A 24,596-nucleotide genomic window follows, 5' to 3' on the forward strand; every position below is an offset into this window, starting at 1 on the left:
TTTCATTTACAGTAAAATATATGAATCCACAACATGTGTAGAAATGTTGCGGTTTTTCTTTTCATAACTATAAAAGATAAGGATTTGTTAACGGGTAATGAATATGGAATGGTTGGAACAATTATTAGGAAAAGAGTGGAGTCTTGTACCGGCTGGTGGAGTAACGGGCGATGCATATATTGCGCAAAACGGACAACAGAAGTTATTTTTAAAGCGGAATACATCGCCCTTTTTAGCGGTATTGTCAGCAGAAGGAATTGTTCCAAAATTACTTTGGACAAGAAGGGTAACGAATGGTGATGTAATTTCTGCTCAAAAATGGCTTCCGGGACAGAAGCTAGAGCCAGAGGATATGAAACTAGAACGTGTTGCGAAACTTTTAAAGAAAATACACTCCTCTAAAGCGCTTGTACAGATGATTCAAAGACTTGGGAAGCAGCCGCTTCACGCACAAGAGTTATTACAACAACTGCAACTCGTTTTAAGAGGAGATATAAGGGATGATGAAACAATTCAGCAAGGCCTTCAATATTTAATGGATTCATTAAAAGCTATTGAATACAATGAATTCGTTGTATGCCATTGTGATGTAAACCATAACAACTGGCTATTGTCGGATGAAGATGAATTGTTTTTAATTGATTGGGATGGAGCTGTAATTGCTGACCCAGCTCTAGACCTCGGTATGTTATTATATTGGTACATTCCGCGCCAGGAGTGGAGTGAGTGGCTCGGTTATTATGATATTGAAATGGATGAATCGCTGCTTAGGCGTATGAGATGGTATGTGATAGCACAAACGATTTTGTCTATTCAATGGCATACAACAAAAAAACAGCAAGCAGAAGCTGAATATTGGCATCAATATTTACAGCAACTACTTGCTTCAGAATAATACTTAAGAAAAATTGTCCATTCCAGCAATCCACTGAGTAAGTTGTTCTTGATTATTGGAAATATGGTTGTCCAAATTAGAGGAAGATTTACCCGATTGACTATAAGAATATACATCGTTTAGCATTGTTTTAGCGTCACTACTTATATTATCGTTTGCGAGTAACGATTGAATGAGGCGCTCTAATTGCTCGCATTCTGAAACTGTCCCGCAGCAATCACTTTGGTGGTTGACTAAAATATCTTTCAGCACTTCTAATTGATGTTGTTGATTAATTGGCATGAACGGATCATCCTTTCGATTGTTTTTCTCTTCAAATGTAAGAGAAAAAGCTGTTTCGTCATGGAATGTTTAATGCTGTATGTAGTTTTTATCAAAATGGTACATCTTATACTTGAAAGAAACGGACCGAGTGCTCGTACGTACTTGGTTTTTTGTTTGGTAGATTGATTAAAAAAGAAAGAAGGAATTATTCCTTTAAAATAGCTATGTAAAGAGAGGGAAACATCTATGCGTTTAAGACATAAACCGTATGCAATGGATCGAATTAATGAATATTCACATATCGTAATCGGAAACCCAGAGGAGCGCGCTGGTAGCTGGAAAGAAGTATTTGGAAACGAACAACCAATTCACATTGAAGTAGGTACAGGTCGTGGCCGCTTCATGTATGATATGGCAAAAGCGAATCCACATATTAATTATATTGGAATTGAAAAATTCACAAGTGTTGTTGTAGATGCACTTGATAAATTAATTGAAGAAGAATTACCAAACTTAAAGTTAATTAATAAAGATGCTGAAGATTTAACAGTTTTCTTTGCGAAAGGTGAAATTGATCGCGTTTATTTAAACTTCTCAGATCCATGGCCAAAGAAACGTCATACGAAGCGTCGTTTAACGTATAAAACATTTTTACGTAATTACGAAGAAGTGTTAGTAGAAGGCGGAGAAATTCATTTCAAAACAGATAACCAAGGTCTATTTGAATATTCTCTTATGAGTATGGCTGAGTATGGTATGTTACTAACGTACTTAAGCTTAGATCTTCATAACAGCGACTTTGAAGGTAACATCATGACTGAATACGAAGAGAAATTCTCTAGTAAAGGTCATCGTATTTACCGAGTTGAAGCAAAATATCGTACAGAGCCTATGCAGTAATGCATAGGTTTTTTTACATCTAAAATAATCAGAATTTTATGTTAAGATTAATTGAAAGGGGGATGTGTAATGGAACAGTTACAAATTGGAGATATAAAAGTAACGTGGTTAAAAGGCGGGAATACACATTTAGACGGGGGAGCGATGTTTGGTGTTGTGCCGAAAGTACTTTGGTCACGTAAGTATAAACATAATGATACAAATCATATTTATTTACGAACAGATCCGTTACTTTTGCAAACGAAAGACGGAAATATGCTCATTGATTCCGGAATAGGAAACGGTAAATTGAATGAGAAGATGAAGCGGAATCAAGGTGTAACAGAAGAATCATCGGTTTATGAATCATTAGAAAAACTAGGATTAAAGCCAGAAGATATTCACTATGTTTTAATGACGCACCTTCATTTTGATCATGCATCTGGTTTAACAAAATGGGAAGGTGATCACCTTGTACCAGCGTTTCCGAACGCGAAAGTTTACGTAAGTGAAACAGAGTGGAATGAAATGAGGAACCCAAATATTAGATCCCGTAATACATATTGGAAGGAAAATTGGGAGCCGATTGTAGATCAAGTTGTTACGTTCCAGCAAGAAATAGAAATTACAGATGAAATAAAAATGGTGCATACAGGTGGTCATAGTGATGGACATGCAGTTATTGCTTTAGAAAGCCATGGGGAAACGATGCTTCATTTAGCAGACCTATTACCGACGCACGCACATCAAAATGTATTATGGGTAATGGCATACGACGATTATCCGATGACCTCGATTGAAAATAAACAAAAGTGGATGAAGTATGGTGCTGAAAAAGAGGCATGGTTTACGTTTTACCATGACGCATATTATCGCGCTGTGAAGTGGAATGAGGAAGGGCATATCGTAGAAAAAGTAGAACGGAAAACGAGTATAGAAGCATAAAAATAGGAGGTTGTTCCATCATATTTATTGGAGCAGCCTCTTTTTTATTGTCGGGTTTTGTCGGTAAGTCGATATATTTAAACAAACGCTGATATAAATTGAGTTGCGCCGATATAATTGGGAAATCGCTGATATAAATTGAGTTGCGCCGATATATTCGGAAAATCGCTGATATAATTTTAATCAATACCCGCAATTTCAAAAAAATAAGAGGTTCACCTAATGGGAACCCTCCTTTTTATGCTGCTATAACCTCTAAAACAGTACCTGTTTTAGCATCAACTAAAAATTCAAATCGTTCTTGTATATCATTTAACATTGTTGTAAGACCGCCGCGATAAACTTCATATGCGACATCATATTTTTCAAATGTCTCTGGAACCATATGTACCCAAGAGCCAGTAATTTCACCTTTATGACTTAATGCTTGTTTCACCATTTTCAATGCTTTTTCTGAAGAAATATGGGATTGTTCTTGTACTTTGTTTGCAACGAGATAACCAGCTGCGAACCCAACGCCAAGACCTGCTACTAAACCTTTCCAGCTCATATATTCACCTCAATTCTATAAAATAAAAATAGTGTACCGATAATAATTATAAAGCAAATACAGCTAAAAAAGAAGAAACTAGAAACATTTCGAAAATTTCGTTACAATAAAAGAGGTATTCTACTAAGGTTTGAAAGAAGGGGACTTCGTGAATAAAGAGACATTACAATTATTTCGTACGTTAACAGAATTACAAGGTGCATCAGGTTTTGAACATGATGTACGCCGTTTTATGAAACAAGAATTAAGCAAATATGCGGATGAAATTGTACAAGACGGTTTAGGTAGCGTATTTGGTCTGAAAAAAGGGGACGAAACTGGTCCGCGTGTTCTTGTAGCAGGTCATATGGATGAAGTAGGTTTCATGATTACGCAAATTACGAAAAACGGAATGCTTCGTTTTCAAACGTTAGGCGGATGGTGGAGTCAAGTTTTATTAGCACAGCGTGTACAAGTTATGACGAAGAATGGTCCTGTTATTGGGGTTGTTGGTTCTATTCCTCCTCATTTATTAAGTGACGCGCAACGTGCAAAACCGATGGATATAAAAAATATGTTAATTGATATAGGTGCAGATAGTTATGAAGACGCGATTGAAATTGGTGTAAAACCAGGACAACAAATCGTGCCGATTTGCCCATTCACGCCGATGGCAAACGAAAAGAAAATTATGGCGAAAGCTTGGGACAACCGTTACGGATGTGGTCTTGCAATCGAATTGTTAAAAGAATTAAAAGATGAAACATTACCAAATACATTATATTCTGGTGCTACTGTACAAGAAGAAGTAGGCCTCCGCGGAGCGCAAACAGCTGCAAATATGATTCAACCAGACATTTTCTATGCGCTTGATGCAAGTCCAGCAAACGATGCATCTGGTGACAAAACACAGTTCGGTCAATTAGGAAAAGGTGCTCTTCTTCGTATCTACGATCGCACGATGGTAACACATAGAGGAATACGCGAATTTATTTTAGATACAGCAGAAACAAACAACATTCCGTACCAATACTTTATTTCACAAGGTGGTACAGATGCGGGCCGTGTACATACAAGTAACTCTGGTATCCCATCAGCAGTAATTGGTGTTTGTGCACGCTACGTTCATACACATGCTTCAATTTTACATGTTGATGATTATGCAGCGGCGAAAGAATTAATTACGAAGCTTGTAAGAACAACAGATAAAACGACGTTAGAGACAATTAAGAATAACGCGTAGAGAAGAAGGGCGAAAAACCCTTCTTTTTTTAGGTTGAATAGATGACCCAGCGATGAGTGGTGGCGGTTAGTGCCTAATGGGTGCTCGAATGATGTATTAAGACCGCGGGTAGGAAGAAAGAAGAAGCCTGTTTTTGTGTTTAGGACCAGTAATATTTTAGAAAGCGACCTTCTTTTATGGGGAGAAGGAATTCCCTGATGGTGTGTGGTAGTGGTTGGTACTTAATTTGTGCCGAAGCGGATATTAGAATAGAATGATGAATTTTTATAGAGGTGAACGAAATGAAAGTAGTAGTTGGATCGAAGAATAAAACGAAGGTTGGCGCTGTGGAGAAGGTTTGGAAAGATGCTGAAATTACATCTCTTTCTGTTCCGTCAGGAGTATCAGCTCAGCCTTTCTCAGATGAAGAGACGATGCAAGGAGCGATCAATAGAGCGAAGCGAGCGCTAGAGGACGGAGAAGCTCCAATTGGGATTGGGCTAGAAGGCGGCGTAATGAAAACGGAGCACGGTTTATTTATGTGTAACTGGGGCGCGCTAGCAACAAGTGATGGGAAAGTATTTGTGGCCGGAGGAGCGCGTATTACGTTACCAGACGATTTTTTAGCACCTCTTGAAGATGGTAAGGAATTAAGCGAAGTGATGGAAGAGTTTGTGCAGCGAAAAGATATTCGTAGTCACGAAGGTGCGATCGGTATTTTTACAGATGATTATGTCGACCGTACGGAATTATTTGTACACGTTGTTAAGTTGTTAGTTGGGCAATATAAGTATGACAAAAAGCAAGCATAAACCTTGCACCGTGCGCGATGTATGGTAGTATAAAAGAAAGATTATAACATGAAAAATGTACCCGTTAGAGGAGGAAATATAGATGAAGTCATTAGAAAGCATGGAGCAATTCCAACAGTTAAAAAATGAAGAGAATGTAGTCTTTATGTTCTCAGCAGAATGGTGCCCAGACTGCCGCTTTGTAGACCCATTTATGCCAGAAGTAGAAGAGAAATATAGTGATTTCTCATTTTACTATGTAGATCGCGATGAGTTTATTGATCTATGCGTAAAATTAGACGTATTTGGCATTCCGAGCTTTGTAGCGTACAATAAAGGTGAAGAAACTGGTCGCTATGTAAACAAAGATCGTAAAACACAAGAACAAATCGAAGAGTTCATTGAAGGTTTAAAATAAGGCAATTTGCCAATTGAATTGTAAAACAACCTCTACCTTCGCGGGGGAGGTTATTTTTTTGGAAGGGAGGAAAAAGAGATGAAGATGACAAGTAAAAAGATGAAAGATGAGCTAATAAAGAAATTATCTCGCCCAGAATGGGACTTTCAGTATGATAGTGAGAAAGAAGTTTTACGTATTGAACAAAAAGACTCCAAAAAAGGTATTAACGTATCGCTTCCAGGAGTTGTGGCAAAATGGGAAGTGAACAAAGAAAAGGCAATTGAAGAAGTTGCTTATTACGTACAAGAAGCGCTAATTGCGATGCATAAAGAAGAAAATAGCGGAGCGAAAATTTTACCTGTTATTCGCTCTACTTCTTTCCCGAAACAAGCAGAAGAAGGAAATCCGTTTATTATGACGGATCATACGGCGGAAACACGTATTTACTATGCGTTAGATTCGAATAAAACGTATCGACTAATTGACGAGCGTCTATTACAAAAATTAGAACTTACAGAACAGCAAGTGCGTGAAATGGCATTATTCAACGCACGCTCATTAGGTTATGAATTTAAACAAGACACAGTAGCGGGTAATACATTCTACTTTTTAAACACAAATGATGGGTATGACGCGACTCGTATTTTAAACGAATCGTTACTACAATCGATGCGTGAAAAGATTTCTGGTGACATGGTTGTTGCTGTTCCTCACCAAGATGTATTAATTATTGCTGATATCGTCAACGAAATCGGTTATGATATTATTGCACAAATGACAATGAAATTTTTTGCCGAAGGGCATGTTCCGATTACATCACTTTCATTCGTATATGAAGATGGAGAATTTGAACCAATCTTTATTTTAGCGAAAAATCGGAAGAAGACAGATGGAAAAGAGAAAGGATGAACGAAGTGAACGTTTTTTACAACCTTGAAGGAATTGGTGACACTTTAATTGTTGCCTTACAAGATATTACTTTAGAGAACCGTACTTTTGATCGCAAAGGAGATGTTGCACGCGTATACGATCGTGAAAGCAACGAGACAGCAGGATTCAACATCTTTAATGCATCTTCTTACTTAGAAGTAAAAGAAACAGGCAACCTTACATTAACGAAAGAGCTTGTAGAGAAAATCAACGAAATTTTAGCGAAGAATGGCTTTGAAGAAACAGTAGAAGCAGATCTTTCTCCGAAATTTGTTGTAGGCTATGTAGCTGAAAAAGAAAAACATCCAAATGCTGATAAGTTAAACATCTGTAAAGTAGAAATCGGTACAGAAACATTACAAATCGTATGTGGTGCACCAAACGTTGATGCAGGACAAAAAGTTGTCGTTGCAAAAATCGGCGCTGTAATGCCAAGCGGTATGTTAATCAAGCCAGCTGAGCTTCGCGGTGTTCCTTCTTCTGGAATGATCTGCTCTGCACGTGAATTAGAGCTTCCAGATGCTCCACAAGAAAAAGGTATTCTTGTATTAGAAGATAGCTTTGAAGTTGGACAAGAGTTTAAATTTTAATTGATATAAGAAAAGAGAGGTTGTCCTTTTGGACAGCCTCTCTTTTTTTGTCATTCTTTGTCGGTAAATCGAAATTTCGTGTTAAATCGTTGATATATTGAGAGTTGTGATAGATATATTTAAAAAATCGTTAATATGATAAGGATGTCACTTTTTTTCTTAAAATCTATATTGTATTTTATAAACAATCTAGTTAAAATTTAGAAAAGTAGAAGGGGATAGAAGTATGAAACAGCAACCAAAAATCGCAGAACTTCTAAAACGAATTGAAACTTCAAAACAGCAAGATGTTGAGCTAGGTACTTATGAAATATATTTGTTTAGTGAAAGTGAATTAGAAAAAGGACAAATCGGTTACCGATACGATAAACATAAAAATTCATTAATAAGTGAAGAACACGGAAAATGGAAAGAAGAATGGATTACAATTGGATATGAAACGGATATGGGCGATCCAGTTTTCGTAAATATAGATGATGCCGCTTATCCGCTTTATACTGCAGAACGTGGTACAGAAAAATGGCAACCAGTTTATATTGGAAATATAGATGAGATTATAGGGCAATTATAAGAAAAACTTTGAATCCGGTGCAAAGTGATGGGAGAGAAGTATGAAGTATATAAAAATAATGAGCATGATTGCATTCATTGGAATATATATGGCCGGTTGTTCACAAGGGCAGCCGAAAAAAGAAACTACATCTTCTATACAAGAGAAAAACAAAGATACCAAAGAAGACGCACCGGTAGAAAAGCAACAAGAAAAGAACGAAGAATCGCAAGCAATTCAAACGAATGAGCAAGTAGAACATAAGCAAGAGGAAGTATCATCTGATGAAAAGAAAGAAGAAACTACGCCAGTGCAGCCGACTGAGCAACCAGTGCAAAATAATGAACAAAAAGTAGAGAGTAATGAAAAACAAGAGAAGTTTCTCGTCGTTATTGATCCAGGGCATCAACAAAAAGCGAATTTAAATTTAGAGCCGATTGGACCAGGGGCAACAACGCAAAAATATAAAGTGACAGACGGTACAACAGGTGTTGTGACGAAAAAGAGAGAGGCTGTACTTGTATTAGAAATGGCTTTTTTATTAAAAGAAAAGCTTGAAGCAAAAGGGATACAAGTATTAATGACGAGAACATCACAAGACGTTGATATAAGTAATAAAGAAAGGGCGACATTCGCAAATAATCATAAGGCTAATTTATTTTTACGTCTTCATGCAGATGGTTCTGAAAATCCAAACCAAAGTGGATTCGCTGTATTGACGCCGGCAGAAGGAAGTCCGTATACGAAAGAGATTTATGCGGAAAGTCTTCAAATCTCTCAAACGATTGTAAATAAAATGAGAGAGAATCAACAAGTGAAAGTGAATGGAATTAAATTCAGGGATGATCTTTCTGGATTTAATTGGTCCAAAGTACCTGGTGTACTATTAGAACTTGGGTTTATGTCAAATCCTGAAGAAGATAAAAAATTATCTGACTCGCAGTATGTAAATTCCTTGTTGCAAAGTGTAACGGATAGTGTAGATGAATATCGGAAGAGTAAAGCTTAAACGCAGTCTTACATGAAAGACTGCGTTTTTTTATATGAAAACACTCGTAAATTAGAATATTATGGATAAATATGACATGCTTAATTTTACCTGCACTTTTTGCCGAATGCTGATACAATAAAGGATGTTACTATTTAGTAGAAAGAGTGGTAAGCATGTTAGATTGGATGAAAAAGCTGTTTAACAAAGAGGAAGAACAAACAGCGATGAATAAAGAAGTACCAAAGCAAATTGAAAGTCAGCCGAAAATTCCTCGTGTAAACCACTACACTGAAGCAAGAGAAGCACAAATGGCAAGTAGGAATGCAGGTAAATGCCGTTTTCCTTTAGTACCGGATAATGGGTTCGATGAAGAGGATGAAAGCGAAGTAAATCGCTTCGAAGAACAACCTGTTCAAGGAGTAACATATGAAGAACCGACTGCCCAAAGAGGAATAAAGGTGGAAAGAAGCAGACGACCGTATGTGGAAAAGGTAGTTTCTACATATGAAGAGCCGGAAGTGCAATATGAACCGGTGCGGGAGTCTGTCGTAAAGAAAGCATCTACACCAGCGCAAGAGAGTAACCGTAGACCATTTCGGCCAACAGAAATGATTTCGCCAATTTATGGATATAATCGTCCTTCAGTAGAGAAAAAGGAAGAAAAGCAGGAGGAAGTAAAGGAAAGAGAAGACCTTGAAATATCTGTAGAGGGTAAATCAGTCGTTGATGCATGGTTAGAGAAAAAAGGATATACATTATCTGATTTCTCAGAAGGACAAGCACCAACTTCTTCTAGTCATAGAGCTGCTAACCAGCAAGGAGAGCAACAATATGAAGAGAATAAAAAGGAAGAAAAGTCAGTAGTTGATCAATGGCTAGAGAAAAACGGTTATGAAATTGAACGCCAAGTGCCTTTAGTAGAAGAAAAAGAAGTGATTCAAGAAATGAGTACACCGCAGGAAGTTTCAGCGGATGAATTACTTCATAAAACAGTAGCTGAGCAGATGGAAAGTGCTAAGCTAGAAAAAGATGTAGTGGTGTTAAACGAAAACAATCTACAAGAAGAATTAGTAGCTTCTAAAGTAGAGCACGAGGATACAATATTATCAGAAGAAATTAAACGTAATACAGAAATAAAACAACCTACTATTGAAGTAGAAAAGCAAGCTCCAGAAGAATCAGTGATTGTCAAAGCAGAAGAAAAACTTGAAGAAACAATCATTGTGGAAATACCAGAAGAAGTGTCAAAAGTAGAAGTAATTGCAGAAACGGAAGAGTTTGAAGAAGTAGTTATGGAAACAGAGGCACCTGAAGAAGTGGAAGTAATTACAGAAACAGAAGAGTCAGAAGAAGCTGAAGTAATTGCGGAAGCAGAAGAGTCAGAAGAAGTGGAAGTAATTGCAGAAGCGGAAGAGTCAGAAGAAGTAGAAGTAATTACAGAAACAGAAGAGCTAGAAGAAGTAGAAGTAATTGCGGAAACAGAAGAGATAGAAGAAGTGGAAGTAATTACAGAAACAGAAGAGTCAGAAGAAGTGGAAGTAATTACAGAAACAGAAGAGTCAGAAGAAGTAGAAGTAATTGCGGAAGCAGAAGAGTCAGAAGAAGTGGAAGTAATTGCGGAAGTAGAAGAGTCAGAAGAAGCTGAAGTAATTGCGGAAGTAGAAGAGTCAGAAGAAGTGGAAGTAATTGCGGAAGCAGAAGAGTCAGAAGAAGCTGAAGTAATTGCAGAAATAAACGCGCCTGTAGTAGAGACATTTGTAGCACTTGAGGAAATTCAGCAAGAAGATGAAGCAATTGAACAAAAGAGTGAATTCATACATGTTGCTGAGGCTGATGAACAAACGAAGAAAGATGTTCAAAGCTTTGCGGATGTTTTAATTGCAGAAGAACAACCAGTTGTAGAAGAAGCGCCAGTCGTAGAAGAACAACCAGTTGCCGAGGAAACACTAGTCGCAGAAGAGCAACGAGTTGTAGAAGAAGCACCGGTCGTAGAAGAGCAATCAGTTGTAGAAGAAGCGCCAGTCGTAGAAGAACAACCAGTTGCCGAGGAAACACCAGTCGCAGAAGAACAACCAGTTGTACAAAAAGAAGAACCAAAACGTGAGAAAAAGCGTCATGTACCATTTAATGTTGTTATGTTGAAACAAGATAGAACACGATTAATGGAAAGACATGCAGCTAGAGCAAATGCAATGCAGCCTTCTGCTAATGTACGAGTAGAGAATAAGCCAGTGCAACAAGAGGTAGCAGAACCACAAGTGGAAGAACGCCCAGTGCAGCAAGTAGTAGCAGAACCACAAGTGGAAGAGCACCCAATGCAGCAGGTGGTAGCAGAACCACAAGTGGAAGAGCACCCAATGCAGCAAGTAGTAGCAGAGCCACAAGTGGAAGAACGCCCAGTGCAGCAAGAGGTAGCAGAACCACAAGTGGAAGAGCACCCAATGCAGCAGGTGGTAGCAGAACCACAAGTGGAAGAACGCCCAGTGCAGCAAGAGGTAGCAGAACCACAAGTGGAAGAGCACCCAGTGCAGCAAGTAGTAGCAGAGCCACAAGTGGAAGAACAACCAATACAGCAAGTAGTGGTAGAGCAAGTACAAAAGCCAATTTCAAGTACGGAAGTACAAGAGAAAGCATATGTTGTAAATCAAAGAGAGAACGATATGCGAAATGTATTGTACACACCACCGACATACACTGTTCCGCCATTAGCGCTGTTGTCGATTCCACAGCAATCAGCGTTAGATAATACAGAATGGTTAGAGGAGCAGAAAGAATTATTAGATACAACGTTTAATAATTTTCACGTTGGAGCACATGTTATTAATGTATCGCAAGGTCCGGCAGTCACTCGTTTTGAGGTGCAGCCAGACCCAGGTGTGAAAGTAAATAAAATTACAAATTTAAGTGATGATATTAAGTTAAGCTTAGCTGCGAAAGATATTCGTATTGAAGCACCGATTCCAGGGAAGAGTGCGATTGGAATCGAGGTTCCAAATAAAGAAAGTAAGCCAGTATTTCTTCGTGAAATTTTAAGAAGTCCTGTATTCACAAAGAGTGAATCACCGCTTACTGTTGCGCTGGGGCTTGATATTTCAGGGGATCCAATTGTAACGGATATTCGAAAAATGCCGCACGGACTTATTGCGGGTGCAACGGGTTCAGGTAAAAGTGTGTGTATTAACGCGATTTTAACGAGTATTTTATATAAAGCGAAACCACATGAAGTGAAGTTAATGTTAATCGATCCGAAGATGGTTGAGCTTGCACCATACAATTCTGTTCCACATCTTGTAGCACCTGTTATTACGGATGTAAAAGCAGCAACAGCTGCATTAAAATGGGCAGTTGAGGAAATGGAACGTCGTTATGAATTGTTTGCGCACGCAGGTGCTCGTGATTTAACTCGTTATAATACGATTGTAAGTGAGCGAGAAATTCCGGGAGAAACATTACCTTATATCGTTATTGTCATTGACGAGTTAGCCGATTTAATGATGGTAGCACCTGGTGATGTTGAGGAAGCGATTTGTCGTATTGCACAAAAAGCACGTGCTTGTGGTATTCATTTATTAGTAGCGACGCAGCGTCCATCTGTAGATGTTATTACAGGTTTAATTAAGTCAAACATTCCAACGCGTATTGCGTTTACTGTATCATCTCAAGTTGATTCGCGTACGATTATCGATATTGGTGGCGCGGAGAAATTACTTGGCCGTGGTGATATGTTATTCTTAGGGAACGGTACATCTAAGCCTGTTCGTGTACAAGGTGTATATGTATCGGATGATGAGATTGAAAAGACAGTTGATCATGTGAAAAAGCAAATGAAGCCGAATTATTTATTTAAGCAAGAGGATTTATTAGCGAAAACAGAACAAGCTGAGTCGGAAGACGAATTGTTCTTCGAAGCATGTCAATTTGTTGTAGAACAAGGGGGAGCGTCCACATCTTCTGTACAGCGAAAATTCCGCATCGGTTATAATCGCGCAGCACGTCTCATTGAAGAGATGCAATCGCAAGGAATTATTTCTGAAGCAAGAGGAACGAAGCCAAGAGATGTCCTTATTTCTGAGGATGAATTCGCTGCTATGCAGGAAACAAATGTATAGTAAACGGTTATGCTGTATACTAAGAGAAAATGTTGGATAGTAAAGTAGGGAGTAAAGCGACATGAAAGAAATTGAATTAAAATTAAAAGGTGAAATAAATAGACTAACAAATAAAACATTTAAATTTGACGAACGCGTTGGAGAAGGTTGGTTCTCTGCCGTTTACTTTTTAAAGACTAGAGAAATCATTGAAGAATTTCGCCCGAAAAGTGTTGTAACGATGCAATTTTTCCAAAAGGAAAATGCAGTTCTTTGCGGAACAGATGAGGTGATTGCGTTGCTACAAACATTCGCTAAAAATCCTGAGGAACTTGAGATTAACTCTTTAAAAGATGGCGATAAAATTAGTCCATTTGAAACAGTGTTAACAATTCATGGTCCTTATGAAAATTTCGGATTTTTAGAAGGTGTCATTGATGGAATTTTAGCTCGTCGTACATCGGTTGCGACAAACGTATATAACGTTGTCCAAGCTGCGCGTAGCGTAGATAAAGAAAAACCAGTTATTTTCATGGGAGATCGTGACGATCATTATACACAACAAGCTGGTGACGGTTATGCAGCATACATCGGAGGTATGAGCGCACAAGCGACGCATGCGATGAATGAATGGTGGGGCAAAAGTGGTATGGGGACGATGCCTCACGCATTAATTCAAATGTTTAATGGTGATGTTGTAGAAGCGGCAAAAGCATATCATAAGAAATTCCCAGAAGATGAATTAGTTGTATTAATTGATTACAACAATGATGTCATTACAGATGCACTTCGCGTAGCGCGTGAATTTGGATCAACATTAAAAGGTGTACGTGTAGATACGTCCCGCACGATGATTGATCAATACTTCATTCGCCACCCAGAAGTACTTGGAACATTCGATCCACGTGGTGTAAACCCATCGCTTGTATTCGCACTTCGTAAAGCACTTGATGAAGAAGGATTCCAGCATGTAGACATCGTTGTAACTGGTGGATTTGATGAGAAGCGTATTCGTGAATTTGAAGCTCAAAACGTACCTGTTGACATATACGGGGTAGGAAGTAGCTTATTAAAAATGAATATTGGCTTTACTGGTGATAATGTAGAATTAAATGGGAAACCAGAAGCAAAAGCTGGTCGTAAATATCGTCCAAACCCACGTTTAGAGCGTGTTCAATTAGAAAAAAGAGAAGAGATGTAAAAGAGAGAAAAACTGATAGGTGATTGACCCTATCAGTTTTTCTGTTATCATAGTATAGCGGCTTCTTTTTTGCTATAATGGACTTGTTATGGACATATAAAGAAGTACGTACGAGTTTATCCTGATAAGTGAAGGGAAAAAATAACTTCACTACATCAAAAATGTATGATGATTACCAAAATAAGAAAAGATTCATATACTGTCTTATAGATAGGCCGTTGTATTAGTTCGAAATGTTGGAGGTTCTTTAAGATGACAGTTTACCATTTTGTAGGAATTAAAGGAACAGGAATGAGTTCATTAGCGCAAATTCTTCATGATATGAAGCATACTGTTCAAGGGTCTGATTATGAAAAGCGTTTCTTTACACAAACAGCGTTGGAAAAGCGTAGTATCTCGATCCTTCCTTTTGATAAGAATAATGTAGAAGAAGGACAAGTGATTATTGCAGGAAATGCATTTCCTGATACGCATGAAGAAATCGTAGCAGCAAAAGAATTAAACATCCCAGTCCATCGTTACCATCATTTCTTAGGTGACCTGATGAGCCAATACACAAGTGTTGCTGTAACTGGTGCACACGGAAAAACATCAACAACAGGTTTGTTAGCCCATGTAATGCAAGGTGCACACCCGACATCTTACCTTATTGGAGATGGAACAGGGCATGGGGTAGAAAATAGTAAGTATTTTGTATTTGAAGCTTGTGAGTATCGTCGTCATTTCTTGTCTTATAATCCAGACTATGCAATTATGACGAATATTGATTTTGATCATCCAGATTATTTTGCAGACATCAATGATGTATTCAGTGCATTCCAAGAGATGGCATTGCAAGTGAAAAAAGGCATTATTGCATGTGGAGATGATGAAGAACTTCAAAAAATTCAAGCGAAAGTACCTGTTATTTTCTATGGATTTGGAGAAGATAATGATTTCCAAGCACGCAACATCCAAAAGAGAACAGATGGCACGATATTCGATGTATTCGTTCGTAACACGTACTATGATACGTTCAAAATTACAGGATACGGCAATCACAGCGTATTAAATGCGTTAGCAGTAATCGCGCTTTGCCATTATGAAAATGTTGATGTAGAAGCAGTAAAACATCAATTAACAACTTTTGAAGGCGTAAAACGTCGCTTTAATGAAAAGCCGATGGGAGAGCAAGTAATCATCGATGACTACGCACACCATCCGACAGAGATTAATGCAACGATTGAAGCTGCTCGTCAAAAACATCCAGAGCGTGAAATTGTCGCTGTATTCCAGCCACACACATTCTCACGTACAGAAAAGTTCTTAGATGAGTTCGCAGAAAGCCTAAGCAAAGCTGATCAAGTATACTTATGTGATATTTTCGGATCAGCGCGCGAAAATAAAGGTGAATTAACAATCGAAGATCTGCAAAAGCGTATTGACGGTGCAGAGCTAATTACAGATACAACAACGGATGTATTAAAGAAACATAAAAACGGCGTTCTAATTTTCATGGGCGCAGGAGACATCCAAAAATTCGAAGCAGCTTACGTAAAAGAAGTTCAAGTTGCAGAGAAGTAATAGGAAAGACGCATAGCTTGGCTATGCGTCTTTTTTGTTGTGTTCGATATATTTAAAAAGCATTGATAGGTTGGTATTGTTTATTCTTTTTGTAGAGTTGTTTTAACAAAACGATATAAATTGAACTAAAAAGTACATATCCAATTAAATAATAGAATGAAAACATATCGAATTGTTTTGTTATGATGATGCGAATTGCGAAAAAAGTAAACGGAAGGGCGATTAAAAGCCTTGAGCTAATGGAAATTATTGTTTTAAAGTATTTTAATAAGTCTGTATTCCAATGGTTTTCTCTACAGATGAACCAAATGTTACTTGCTATAAAAGCTAGTACAAATGGCAAATTAGCTGAAATATTGATGAAGCCTAGTACAATAGGCACTGATAGAGCGCCAAGTGGACCGATAGATAGGCCAGAATAATATTTAATAAATGTATTTGTAGATTGCTGTGCTTCTTCAATAACGTCTGTATATTCTACTGCAATTTCCTTTGCTAATTCTTTTGGAGGAAGAAATTCTTCAATCACTTGTGAAGGAATGAATCCTGATGGTATCCCTTGACTTTCTTTACGTAATGCATTTTCGTATAAATCGGATTTGATTTCTAGCACATGTTGTTCTCTTGCTGGCGTAGGTAATTTCATTAAACCTTTGTGAAGGTCATGTAAGAAAGAAGCTATGAGTTCATTTGCAAAGAATTGTTCTTTGTTCATTTTTTATCCTCTCCTTTAGCTAGTAACATTAGAGCTTGATACACGGCATCATAATCATGTAAGCGATTATGTAAAATTTCTCTCCCTTCGTCTGTAATGCGATAGTATTTTCTTTTTGGACCATCACCAGATTCTTCCCAATAGGAAACAGCCCAGTTGTTTTTCGTAATTCGATTTAATATAGGATAAATCGAGCCGTTTGGGATATGAAATACAGGGATATCTTGTAATGCACTTGTAATTTCGTATCCGTACATAGGTTGTTTACTTATTAAAGACAAAATGGCGAGATCAAAAACGCCTTTACGTAATTGAATTATAAAATTATCATTTTTTTCCATACTTTAACTATATATGATTCATATCTAGTTATCAATTATATATAGCTGTTTTTTTATTTACGTATTGACCTAGAGTTAACTCTAGGTCGTAAGATGAAGATGTAAAAACAAGGGGGAGAGAACATGTATAAAATCGGTGAAGTAGCAGAGTTAACTGGGATGGGTATTCATACTTTGCGTTACTATGAGAAATTAGGATTATTACCACCACCAACGCGAAATAGCGGGATCCGCCAATATACAGAAGGTGATGTACGCCTTTTAAAATTTTTATATTCGTTAAAACAAACTGGAATGTCATTAGAAGAGATGGCTCAGTTTGCAAGTGATGGATGTATTATAGAGGAAATTAGGCAGAGAAAAGAGGAAGTACCGGCGAAAGTAAAAAAGAGAATTTCAATTTTAACAACTCACTTAGAGAGATTAAAAAAACAGCAGGAACAATTGCAAAAAGTTGTTCAGCTAACGGAGGAGAAACTAGAAATTTATTACGGTTTTCTAGAAGGTGGAAATTCAGAGGCTGACAATGAAAAATAAAGTATACGCTCAGTTACTTGGATTTGCGATTTTCACTGGTGGGACATTTAATGCTTCGAAATATGCTGTACAGTATTTCGAAGCAATTCATATAGCAGCATGGCGCTTTGGAATTGCTGCATTTGTGATGTTATGTTTGTTAAAAATACGAAAAGATTTTGAGGTAGAGGTATGGAGGGAGAATAAGGTTTATTACTTTTTGCTAGGTATTGTTGGTGTATTCGGTTTTAACTTCTTTTTCTTTTTAGGTATGAAACATACAGAAGCTATGAATGGTGCACTGATTATGGCGACGAATCCGCTCGTTACGACGCTGTTAGCAAGTTTTATTTTACGAGAAAAAATTATAAAACGCCAAGGTATTGGGATGTTACTTGCATTACTTGGCGTTGTCTTTGTACTGACACAAGGTTCGTTTACGATACTACAAAACTTATCATTTTCAAAAGGAGATTTTTATATTTTATTAGGGAATATTTGCTGGGCGTTATACGGTGTGCTAGGCAGAAAGTTTATTAAAACTAGTAGCCCAATACAAACGACGACATACACAATGACTATTGGTGCCATTGCCTTTATGATCATATCTTCAACTCAAAAAAATATCGTACCAGTTTTGGAAATTCCTTTGTTAGCTTGGGGAGCGATTCTTTTTATGGCAATTGGAATGAGCGTGCTCGGTTACTTATGGTGGAATAATGGAATTGCTCAAATTGGAGCAGCCAGAACATCTTTATTTTTTAATTTAGTGCCTGTTGTTACAATGATTATTTCTTTTATTGAAGGAGTAAATATAATGCTCGCACAGTCTGTAGGAATGATATTAGTTGTTACGGGTGTATTATATTCTTCTAATTTTATACAAATAAAACCGAAAAAAGTGTGAATATTTAACAATTTACATCTAGAAGTGTTAGAATAATAAGAAAAATAAAAAGGGGACTAAAAAACATGTTCACACTCCGGGTAGATGACGAAATCGAACTACAATTACTAGAAAAACATCATAAAGAGGAATTATATCAATTAATAGACCAAAACCGTAATCATTTACGAAGATGGCTTCCTTGGGTAGATGGGACCAAATCTGCTGATGCGTATGATGAGATTTGTCCGATGTGGTTAAAGAAGTTTGCAGAGGGAGATGGTTTTGAAAGTGGCATACGTTACAAAGGAAAGCTCGTTGGGATGGTAGGTATTCATCCAGTGAGCTGGGGGAAGAAAGCGACGAGTCTTGGGTATTATCTTGCAGAAGATGCTGGCGGGAAAGGTATTATGACGCGTAGCGTAAAGGCTGTACTTCACTATGCATTTGAAAATTTAAAGTTGAATAAAATTGAAATTCGGTGCGGTGTTGGAAATGCGAAGAGCCGCGCAATTCCAGAACGTTTAGGATTTAAGTTAGATGGTATTTTACGAGATGAAGAATGGCTATATAATCATTTTCATGATATCGCTGTATATAGTTTACTAGCTTCAGAATGGAAAGAGATTCGATGAACGAGAAGATTCGTATTGTTCCATATGAAAGTACGTTTCAAGAGGAAGTAGTAGATCTTATCGTTCATATTCAGCAAAAAGAATATAATGTTCCCATTACGAAAGAAGAGCAACCTGATTTACTTGAAATAGAAACATTCTATCAAAAGGATCACGGAAACTTTTGGGTAGCAATTTATGATGGGAAAGTAGTTGGAACAGTAGCTTTATTAGATATTGAGAATCTTCAAGTAGCGCTAAGAAAAATGTTCGTGAAGAAAGAGTTTCGCGGAAAAGAATGGAGCGCGTCACATATGTTGCTTCAAACAGCAATTTCATGGGCTGAGGATAAAAAATTGAAAGATATTTACTTAGGAACAACAGTAAAATTTTTAGCGGCACATCGTTTTTATGAAAAGAATGGTTTTGAAAGTGTGAGTATAGACGAGTTGCCGAAAAACTTTCCGGTGCTACAGGTAGATAAGAAATTTTATAGGTACATTGTGTAAAAGGTCATTTAGAAATGGCCTTTTTCTATGAAGAAAAATGGAAATAGTGGTATAATTTGGGTTAGGGGGTGTAGGTATGAACTTTCCAATTCAAAGAAGTAAGTCAGTAGTCATTTTCGTTTGTCTTACGTTAGCTTTTATGTTTATATATCCAATTGTCATGCTTTTCACTAATAAAGCGCATTGGATGTCAGCGTTGATTGGGATGGGTTTATGCTTCATTGTAAATGTACCACTCGTTTGGGAAGTATTTCTTAAAAAACATAAAGTAGAAAATGGCGTATTAAAGTACGGTATTTTAAATGATGATATTGTATTAAAAGATGTGAGAATTATACGTCAGGTCGGAAAGTCTCTTGAAATTACGACGAATGCATATAAAGTACATATCGTTGCGATGCCGCAAAATATGGATGAATTCTTGGGGCTTATAGAGAAAGAAAATCCACATGTGAAAATAGAAATGGTAGGGAAGAAATAAAAACGCTCGGCGAAAATTCCGAGCGTTTTTATTATTATTTTAAGTTCTCTGGGTTTAAAGCTTCTAGTTCAGGTACAACGAAGCGTCCGTCTTTACGGATTAGTACGTCGTCGAAGTAAATTTCGCCGCCGCCGTATTCAGGGCGTTGGATGCATACTAAATCCCAGTGGATGTTCGAGTTGTTGCCGTTCCATGCATCGTCGTAAGCTTGTCCAGGAGTGAAGTGGAAGCTGCCATCGATTTTTTCATCGAATAGGATGTCTCCCATTGGATGTAAGATGTATGGGTTTACGCCAATTGCGAACTCACCAACGTAGCGTGCGCCTTCGTCTGTATCGAAGATTTTGTTAATGCGCTCTGTATCGTTTGCAGTTGCTTCAACGATTTGACCGTTCTCAAACTTAAGTTGTACATTTTCAAATGTATAACCGTTGTAAGGAGATGGTGTGTTGTAAGAAACTGTACCGTTAACAGAATCACGAACTGGTGCAGAGTATACTTCACCGTCTGGAATGTTTAAATGACCTGAGCATTTAATTGCTGGAATGTCTTTAATAGAGAATGTTAAGTCAGTTCCAGGACCAGTTAAACGAACTTTATCTGTTTTATTCATTAATGTAACAAGGCTATCCATTGCCTTATCCATTTTACCGTAGTCTAAGTTACATACTTCGAAGTAGAAGTCTTCGAAAGCTTCTGTACTCATTTTAGCAAGCTGTGCCATAGAAGCATTTGGGTAGCGAAGAACAACCCAGCGTGTTTTTGGAACGCGAATGTCTCTATGAACTTTTTTACCAACTGTTTGGCCATGAACTTTCATACGCTCACTTGGAACGTCAGCTTGTTCATTAATATTATCACCAGAGCGAAGGCCGATATAAGCGTCCATGTCTTTCATTACGCTTGCTTCATATGCAGCGATTTGTTCGAAATGTTCTTCAGTAGCACCCATTAATAAAGAGCGATCTACTTGATGATCTTTTAAAGAGACGAATGGGAAACCACCAGCTGCATATGCTTCTTTTACAAGTGCAGTTACAAGTTCTTTTTGTAAGCCAAAGTTTTCAATTAATACTTTTTCACCTTTTTGTAAGCGGATAGAGTAGTTAATTAAATTGTATGCTAACTTTTCAATACGTGGATCTTTCATATGTAAAGCCTCCCTACTAATTATGTATCCTCTCCTATTGTAACCTACTTAGTGGAATTTGTTGAATGATTTATGTTACAGTTAACGAATAAGTATGAAAATTCTAATGATGAGATAGGGATTAGAATGAAACGGAAAATGATTGTATAATAGGGGAAAGTATGAAAAAGATAAAGGAAGTGATGAAATGCAAGTTCTTTTATATGTAAGTGCGGCTATTATCGCGGTTGCTTTCGCAGTATTAGTAGTGTATGTATGCAGAACGTTGTTATCGGTTCAGAAGACGTTGGAAAACGTTGCAAGTACGTTAGAAGGTTTAGAAAAGCAAATGCAAGGAATTAGCGTAGAGACAGAGCAATTATTACATAAAACGAATGCGTTAGCTGATGATATTCAACAGAAGTCACAGTCATTAAATAAAGTGGTAGCGGGTGTAGATGGGATTGGAACGACAATCCAATCTTTAAATACGAAGCTTCGTAATGTATCGGACTCTGTAACGGACGAAATTGAAAATAACGCTGATAAAGTAGCGCAAGTTGTACAGTGGAGCAGTGCGGCGATTGAAGTATACAATCATTACCGTGCGTCGAGACAAGAGAAGAAGGTTGAAAAAGAAGAGCGTAAATTAGAAAGAATTGAGAAAAAAGCTGAAAAGAAAGAGAAGCGCTCTAGATTTCGTATGAGAGGTGAATCGTGATGAATATGACAAAACTTGAAACAATTGAAGAGCTTGAAGTCTTAGTAGAAAAGAACGAGCCGTATGTGCTTTTTAAACATAGTACGACATGTCCGATTAGTCACGGTGCATACACAGAATTTCAAGCGTATTGCAGCGAAGAAAGAGAAGTGCCAGCGTATTACTTATACGTACAAGATGCGAGAGATGTGTCAAATCGTGTTGCAGAACAATACAGTATTAGACATGAATCACCGCAAGTGCTATACATAAAAGATGGGATGGTAGTATGGAATACATCTCATTGGAATATTAAAAAAGATGCTTTAGAAGAGAATATAAAGTAAAAAGAAGCAAGCTAAAGGTGCTTGCTTCTTTTTTTTGTTTTTGTTGAAATATATTTAGTGGTACACTATTAATAGTTCAAACTAAATAACTAGATTGTTGAAAGTAGGTTTTAAGTAATGAAGAAAATGGCATTATCCTTCGCAGTCGTAAGTTTATTACTGGGAGCTTGTAGTAACAATAGTAATACGATTAGTAAGAAGGATGAAGTTATACAAAAAGATACAAAAGAAAAAAGTATGATTCCGAGAACTGCTGTTTCTAAAGATTATTATAGAACTGTTATTCCTTTAAAAGAACAAAAGGTTATTAATACAGCTAATATAAAAACAAATTCTAAATTAGATTTAGCAGAGTATGAAAATGGTTTAATAAATATTGCAACGCAGCAATTTGATACAGAGAGTCACGTACTGCAATTAAACCAGTATATTCCAGAGAAACTAATTGATGAACTAGTTGCGAAAGTAGAAGCGCCAGTTTTGACGAATATTATAGAACAAGACTATTTCGGAAAACAGAATTCAAATGAACTAAGTTTATCTGGTGTTATGATAGGTTTAGCTATGTCTTCAAGTGTATCGAATGAAGAAGCTATGTCTAAAGGGACTGAAGTTGCTAAACAACTTATTGAAGCTATTAACAAAAATGATAAGTATAACAAATCTCCAATTACGTTTGCTATCTTTAAGCAAGAAAGTACTAGTTCTTTAAAAAATGGTACGTATATTGCTAGTGCTACTGTTCAAAAGAATGATACAAACCTTGGAAATTGGAGTACAATTGATGAAAAGTCGTATTCATATCCTTCTGATGAATTTACACAAGCACATGGAGAAGATAATACAAAAATAAATAACTTTGCTAAGGAAATAAAAGGTTTTTCTAATGGAGATTTTATTCCAGTCAACGCTAAAGTTTCTTATAAGAAAGATCAAATGGATACATTAAATATGAATATTGTTATTAAATATAACGGTAAAACAGAATTAATGGCTCTTACCCAATTAGCTGCGCAAGGTATGTTAGACAAATTGCCTAAAGATGCGAAAGTACAATTACAGATCAAGTCCGAGAGTAAAATCGAGGCTGTGATTATAAAAGAGAAAAACAGTGATAAACCGTTTGTTTCCTTCTTGTAAAAAAGACAGTATGTAAACTGTCTTTTTTTATTTTAAATGAAAATATACAACGTTTTTTGATAGTAATTCATTGCTGTATATCGTGTGACAATCGTATATGTATCAGCTATAATAAGTTATCTTAAAAAAGTAACATATAGGAATTTGAAAGAGGTGGCTTTCTTATGGCATCACAACAATTAGGTCGTTTACGTTCTGAAATTGATCAACTTAATTTACAAATATTAGAGTTACTAAACGAAAGAGGTCGTCTCGTACAAGAAGTTGGTAATTTAAAAGAAGTACAAGGTGTGAAACGTTTTGATCCTGTACGTGAAAGAAATATGCTGGATTTAATTGCAGAGAATAATAATGGTCCATTTGAAACTTCGACTTTACAACATATTTTCAAACAAATTTTTCAAGCTGGTTTAGAATTACAAGAAGATGATCATCGTAAAGCATTACTTGTTTCTCGTAAGAAAAAAACAGAAAATACGATTGTTGAAATTAATGGTGAAAAAATTGGTGACGGAAATCAGCATTTTATTATGGGGCCGTGTGCAGTGGAAAGTTATGAACAAGTACGTCAAGTTGCTGAAGCAATGAAAGAACAAGGTCTGAAATTAATGCGTGGTGGTGCGTTCAAACCACGTACTTCACCGTATGATTTTCAAGGTCTTGGATTAGAGGGATTACAAATTTTGCGCCAGGTAGCAGATGAATATGATTTGGCTGTTATTAGTGAAATTTTAAATCCGAATGATATTGAGATGTCATTAGATTACGTTGATGTTATTCAAATTGGCGCTCGCAATATGCAAAACTTTGATTTGCTAAGGGCAGCTGGTGCTGTAAATAAACCAGTATTATTAAAACGTGGTCTATCAGCAACGATTGAAGAATTCATTAATGCGGCAGAATATATTATGGCAAAGGGAAATGGGAACATTATTTTATGTGAACGAGGTATTCGCACGTATGAAAGAGCGACGCGTAATACGCTTGATATTTCCGCTGTGCCGATTTTAAAGAAAGAAACACATTTACCTGTCGTTGTCGATGTAACGCATTCTACAGGGCGACGTGACCTTCTTTTACCAACTGCAAAAGCAGCGATGGCAATTGGTGCAGACGCAATTATGGCTGAAGTACATCCAGATCCAGCTGTAGCTTTATCTGATGCAGCGCAACAAATGAATATACCGCAGTTCAATGATTTTATGAATGAATTAAAATCATTTGGAAGTAAATTATAAAAACTTTTAATGGGCTGTTCCAAAAAGGCATTTTGGAACAGCTTTCTCTTATTGTATAGCGACTGTCATTGTCGATTTTTGTTGGTAAGTTGATATATTTAAAAAATCGCTGATATAATTAGAGTTGCGGTCGATATATTTG

General features: G+C 37.0%; 27 protein-coding genes. 22 read left to right on the top strand and 5 right to left on the bottom strand.

Going from position 1 to position 24,596, the window contains the following annotated elements; all coding sequences use genetic code 11:
• Positions 1 to 97: 97 nt before the first annotated feature.
• Positions 98 to 895 (top strand): phosphotransferase family protein, encoded by a 798-nt coding sequence (locus tag B9A45_RS05780; protein WP_001986674.1) that lies wholly within the window; start codon positions 98 to 100, stop codon positions 893 to 895.
• Between the two features lie 3 nt (positions 896 to 898).
• Here B9A45_RS05780 and B9A45_RS05785 read toward each other — a convergent pair whose 3' ends face one another.
• Positions 899 to 1,177, bottom strand: a complete 279-nt coding sequence (locus B9A45_RS05785) for a YtzH-like family protein (RefSeq protein ID WP_001122235.1) — start codon at positions 1,175 to 1,177, stop codon at positions 899 to 901.
• Between the two features lie 228 nt (positions 1,178 to 1,405).
• On the opposite strand from B9A45_RS05785, the gene trmB reads away from it, so the two are divergent.
• Together trmB and B9A45_RS05795 are read left to right on the top strand one after the other, a co-directional pair.
• Complete coding sequence (gene trmB / locus B9A45_RS05790) at positions 1,406 to 2,059, top strand: tRNA (guanosine(46)-N7)-methyltransferase TrmB (protein ID WP_001239385.1); 654 nt, start codon at positions 1,406 to 1,408, stop codon at positions 2,057 to 2,059.
• Between the two features lie 69 nt (positions 2,060 to 2,128).
• Positions 2,129 to 2,983 carry a YtnP family quorum-quenching lactonase gene (locus B9A45_RS05795; RefSeq protein ID WP_000436862.1) on the top strand — a complete coding sequence of 285 codons (855 nt, stop codon included), beginning with the start codon at positions 2,129 to 2,131 and terminating at the stop codon, positions 2,981 to 2,983.
• A gap of 238 nt (positions 2,984 to 3,221) precedes the next feature.
• Here B9A45_RS05795 and B9A45_RS05805 read toward each other — a convergent pair whose 3' ends face one another.
• Positions 3,222 to 3,533, bottom strand: a complete 312-nt coding sequence (locus tag B9A45_RS05805) for a PepSY domain-containing protein (RefSeq protein ID WP_000118543.1) — start codon at positions 3,531 to 3,533, stop codon at positions 3,222 to 3,224.
• 148 nt (positions 3,534 to 3,681) lie between these two features.
• Between B9A45_RS05805 and B9A45_RS05810 the strand changes: the two genes are divergently transcribed.
• The 10 genes from B9A45_RS05810 to murC all read left to right on the top strand — a co-directional run bounded on the left by B9A45_RS05810 (position 3,682) and on the right by murC (position 15,838).
• The gene (locus B9A45_RS05810; RefSeq protein WP_001031507.1) at positions 3,682 to 4,755 is read left to right on the top strand and encodes a M42 family metallopeptidase; all 1,074 of its coding nucleotides are present in this window, start codon (positions 3,682 to 3,684) and stop codon (positions 4,753 to 4,755) included.
• 281 nt (positions 4,756 to 5,036) lie between these two features.
• Positions 5,037 to 5,546 (top strand): DUF84 family protein, encoded by a 510-nt coding sequence (locus tag B9A45_RS05815; protein ID WP_000869937.1) that lies wholly within the window; start codon positions 5,037 to 5,039, stop codon positions 5,544 to 5,546.
• 82 nt (positions 5,547 to 5,628) lie between these two features.
• Positions 5,629 to 5,943 (top strand): thioredoxin family protein, encoded by a 315-nt coding sequence (locus B9A45_RS05820; protein ID WP_000838193.1) that lies wholly within the window; start codon positions 5,629 to 5,631, stop codon positions 5,941 to 5,943.
• A gap of 78 nt (positions 5,944 to 6,021) precedes the next feature.
• On the top strand, positions 6,022 to 6,834 hold the full coding sequence (locus B9A45_RS05825; protein WP_000784588.1) for a DUF1444 domain-containing protein: 813 nt from the start codon (positions 6,022 to 6,024) through the stop codon (positions 6,832 to 6,834).
• Entirely contained in the window at positions 6,831 to 7,445 is a 615-nt protein-coding gene (gene ytpR, locus B9A45_RS05830) for a YtpR family tRNA-binding protein (protein WP_001006761.1), read from the top strand. The genes B9A45_RS05825 and ytpR overlap by 4 nt, the downstream gene beginning before the upstream one ends.
• Positions 7,446 to 7,671: 226 nt before the next feature.
• Positions 7,672 to 8,016 (top strand): hypothetical protein, encoded by a 345-nt coding sequence (locus B9A45_RS05835; RefSeq protein ID WP_000813342.1) that lies wholly within the window; start codon positions 7,672 to 7,674, stop codon positions 8,014 to 8,016.
• Between the two features lie 40 nt (positions 8,017 to 8,056).
• On the top strand, positions 8,057 to 9,004 hold the full coding sequence (locus B9A45_RS05840) for an N-acetylmuramoyl-L-alanine amidase (RefSeq protein ID WP_000874054.1): 948 nt from the start codon (positions 8,057 to 8,059) through the stop codon (positions 9,002 to 9,004).
• A 155-nt stretch (positions 9,005 to 9,159) separates the two neighbouring features.
• Positions 9,160 to 13,095 (top strand): DNA translocase FtsK, encoded by a 3,936-nt coding sequence (locus tag B9A45_RS05845; RefSeq protein ID WP_084063924.1) that lies wholly within the window; start codon positions 9,160 to 9,162, stop codon positions 13,093 to 13,095.
• Positions 13,096 to 13,156: 61 nt separating this feature from the next.
• Positions 13,157 to 14,275: a nicotinate phosphoribosyltransferase gene (locus B9A45_RS05850; RefSeq protein WP_000658370.1), complete on the top strand. Its 1,119-nt coding sequence runs from the start codon at positions 13,157 to 13,159 to the stop codon at positions 14,273 to 14,275.
• A 252-nt stretch (positions 14,276 to 14,527) separates the two neighbouring features.
• Complete coding sequence (gene murC, locus B9A45_RS05855) at positions 14,528 to 15,838, top strand: UDP-N-acetylmuramate--L-alanine ligase (protein ID WP_000219468.1); 1,311 nt, start codon at positions 14,528 to 14,530, stop codon at positions 15,836 to 15,838.
• Between the two features lie 52 nt (positions 15,839 to 15,890).
• Here murC and B9A45_RS05860 read toward each other — a convergent pair whose 3' ends face one another.
• Both B9A45_RS05860 and B9A45_RS05865 read right to left on the bottom strand, forming a co-directional pair.
• Positions 15,891 to 16,553 carry an HAAS signaling domain-containing protein gene (locus tag B9A45_RS05860; RefSeq protein ID WP_001031369.1) on the bottom strand — a complete coding sequence of 221 codons (663 nt, stop codon included), beginning with the start codon at positions 16,551 to 16,553 and terminating at the stop codon, positions 15,891 to 15,893.
• The gene (locus tag B9A45_RS05865; RefSeq protein ID WP_000414137.1) at positions 16,550 to 16,894 is read right to left on the bottom strand and encodes a PadR family transcriptional regulator; all 345 of its coding nucleotides are present in this window, start codon (positions 16,892 to 16,894) and stop codon (positions 16,550 to 16,552) included. Before B9A45_RS05865 ends, B9A45_RS05860 begins: the two co-directional genes overlap by 4 nt.
• Before the next feature lie 123 nt (positions 16,895 to 17,017).
• On the opposite strand from B9A45_RS05865, the gene B9A45_RS05870 reads away from it, so the two are divergent.
• From B9A45_RS05870 to B9A45_RS05890, 5 genes are all read left to right on the top strand, one after another.
• Entirely contained in the window at positions 17,018 to 17,431 is a 414-nt protein-coding gene (locus B9A45_RS05870; RefSeq protein ID WP_000276603.1) for a MerR family transcriptional regulator, read from the top strand.
• The gene (locus tag B9A45_RS05875) at positions 17,421 to 18,317 is read left to right on the top strand and encodes a DMT family transporter (protein WP_084063925.1); all 897 of its coding nucleotides are present in this window, start codon (positions 17,421 to 17,423) and stop codon (positions 18,315 to 18,317) included. The genes B9A45_RS05870 and B9A45_RS05875 overlap by 11 nt, the downstream gene beginning before the upstream one ends.
• A 65-nt stretch (positions 18,318 to 18,382) precedes the next feature.
• The gene (locus B9A45_RS05880; protein WP_084063926.1) at positions 18,383 to 18,931 is read left to right on the top strand and encodes a GNAT family N-acetyltransferase; all 549 of its coding nucleotides are present in this window, start codon (positions 18,383 to 18,385) and stop codon (positions 18,929 to 18,931) included.
• Positions 18,928 to 19,419 (top strand): GNAT family N-acetyltransferase, encoded by a 492-nt coding sequence (locus tag B9A45_RS05885; RefSeq protein WP_025966469.1) that lies wholly within the window; start codon positions 18,928 to 18,930, stop codon positions 19,417 to 19,419. The genes B9A45_RS05880 and B9A45_RS05885 overlap by 4 nt, the downstream gene beginning before the upstream one ends.
• 76 nt (positions 19,420 to 19,495) lie before the next feature.
• The gene (locus B9A45_RS05890) at positions 19,496 to 19,900 is read left to right on the top strand and encodes a PH domain-containing protein (RefSeq protein ID WP_084063927.1); all 405 of its coding nucleotides are present in this window, start codon (positions 19,496 to 19,498) and stop codon (positions 19,898 to 19,900) included.
• Positions 19,901 to 19,934: 34 nt separating this feature from the next.
• On the opposite strand, the gene B9A45_RS05895 is transcribed toward B9A45_RS05890, so the two are convergent.
• Complete coding sequence (locus tag B9A45_RS05895; protein WP_000654731.1) at positions 19,935 to 21,050, bottom strand: aminopeptidase; 1,116 nt, start codon at positions 21,048 to 21,050, stop codon at positions 19,935 to 19,937.
• Positions 21,051 to 21,237: 187 nt separating this feature from the next.
• Between B9A45_RS05895 and B9A45_RS05900 the strand changes: the two genes are divergently transcribed.
• The 4 genes from B9A45_RS05900 to B9A45_RS05915 all read left to right on the top strand — a co-directional run bounded on the left by B9A45_RS05900 (position 21,238) and on the right by B9A45_RS05915 (position 24,454).
• On the top strand, positions 21,238 to 21,750 hold the full coding sequence (locus B9A45_RS05900; RefSeq protein WP_001197720.1) for a DUF948 domain-containing protein: 513 nt from the start codon (positions 21,238 to 21,240) through the stop codon (positions 21,748 to 21,750).
• On the top strand, positions 21,750 to 22,076 hold the full coding sequence (gene ytxJ / locus B9A45_RS05905) for a bacillithiol system redox-active protein YtxJ (protein WP_001057469.1): 327 nt from the start codon (positions 21,750 to 21,752) through the stop codon (positions 22,074 to 22,076). The genes B9A45_RS05900 and ytxJ overlap by 1 nt, the downstream gene beginning before the upstream one ends.
• A 117-nt stretch (positions 22,077 to 22,193) precedes the next feature.
• Entirely contained in the window at positions 22,194 to 23,216 is a 1,023-nt protein-coding gene (locus B9A45_RS05910) for a CamS family sex pheromone protein (RefSeq protein ID WP_000738025.1), read from the top strand.
• Between the two features lie 164 nt (positions 23,217 to 23,380).
• The gene (locus B9A45_RS05915) at positions 23,381 to 24,454 is read left to right on the top strand and encodes a bifunctional 3-deoxy-7-phosphoheptulonate synthase/chorismate mutase (RefSeq protein ID WP_016110801.1); all 1,074 of its coding nucleotides are present in this window, start codon (positions 23,381 to 23,383) and stop codon (positions 24,452 to 24,454) included.
• Positions 24,455 to 24,596 lie beyond the last annotated feature (142 nt).

Source organism: Bacillus sp. JKS001846 (assembly GCF_900176455.1).
Taxonomy (GTDB): Bacteria; Bacillota; Bacilli; order Bacillales; family Bacillaceae_G; genus Bacillus_A; species Bacillus_A cereus.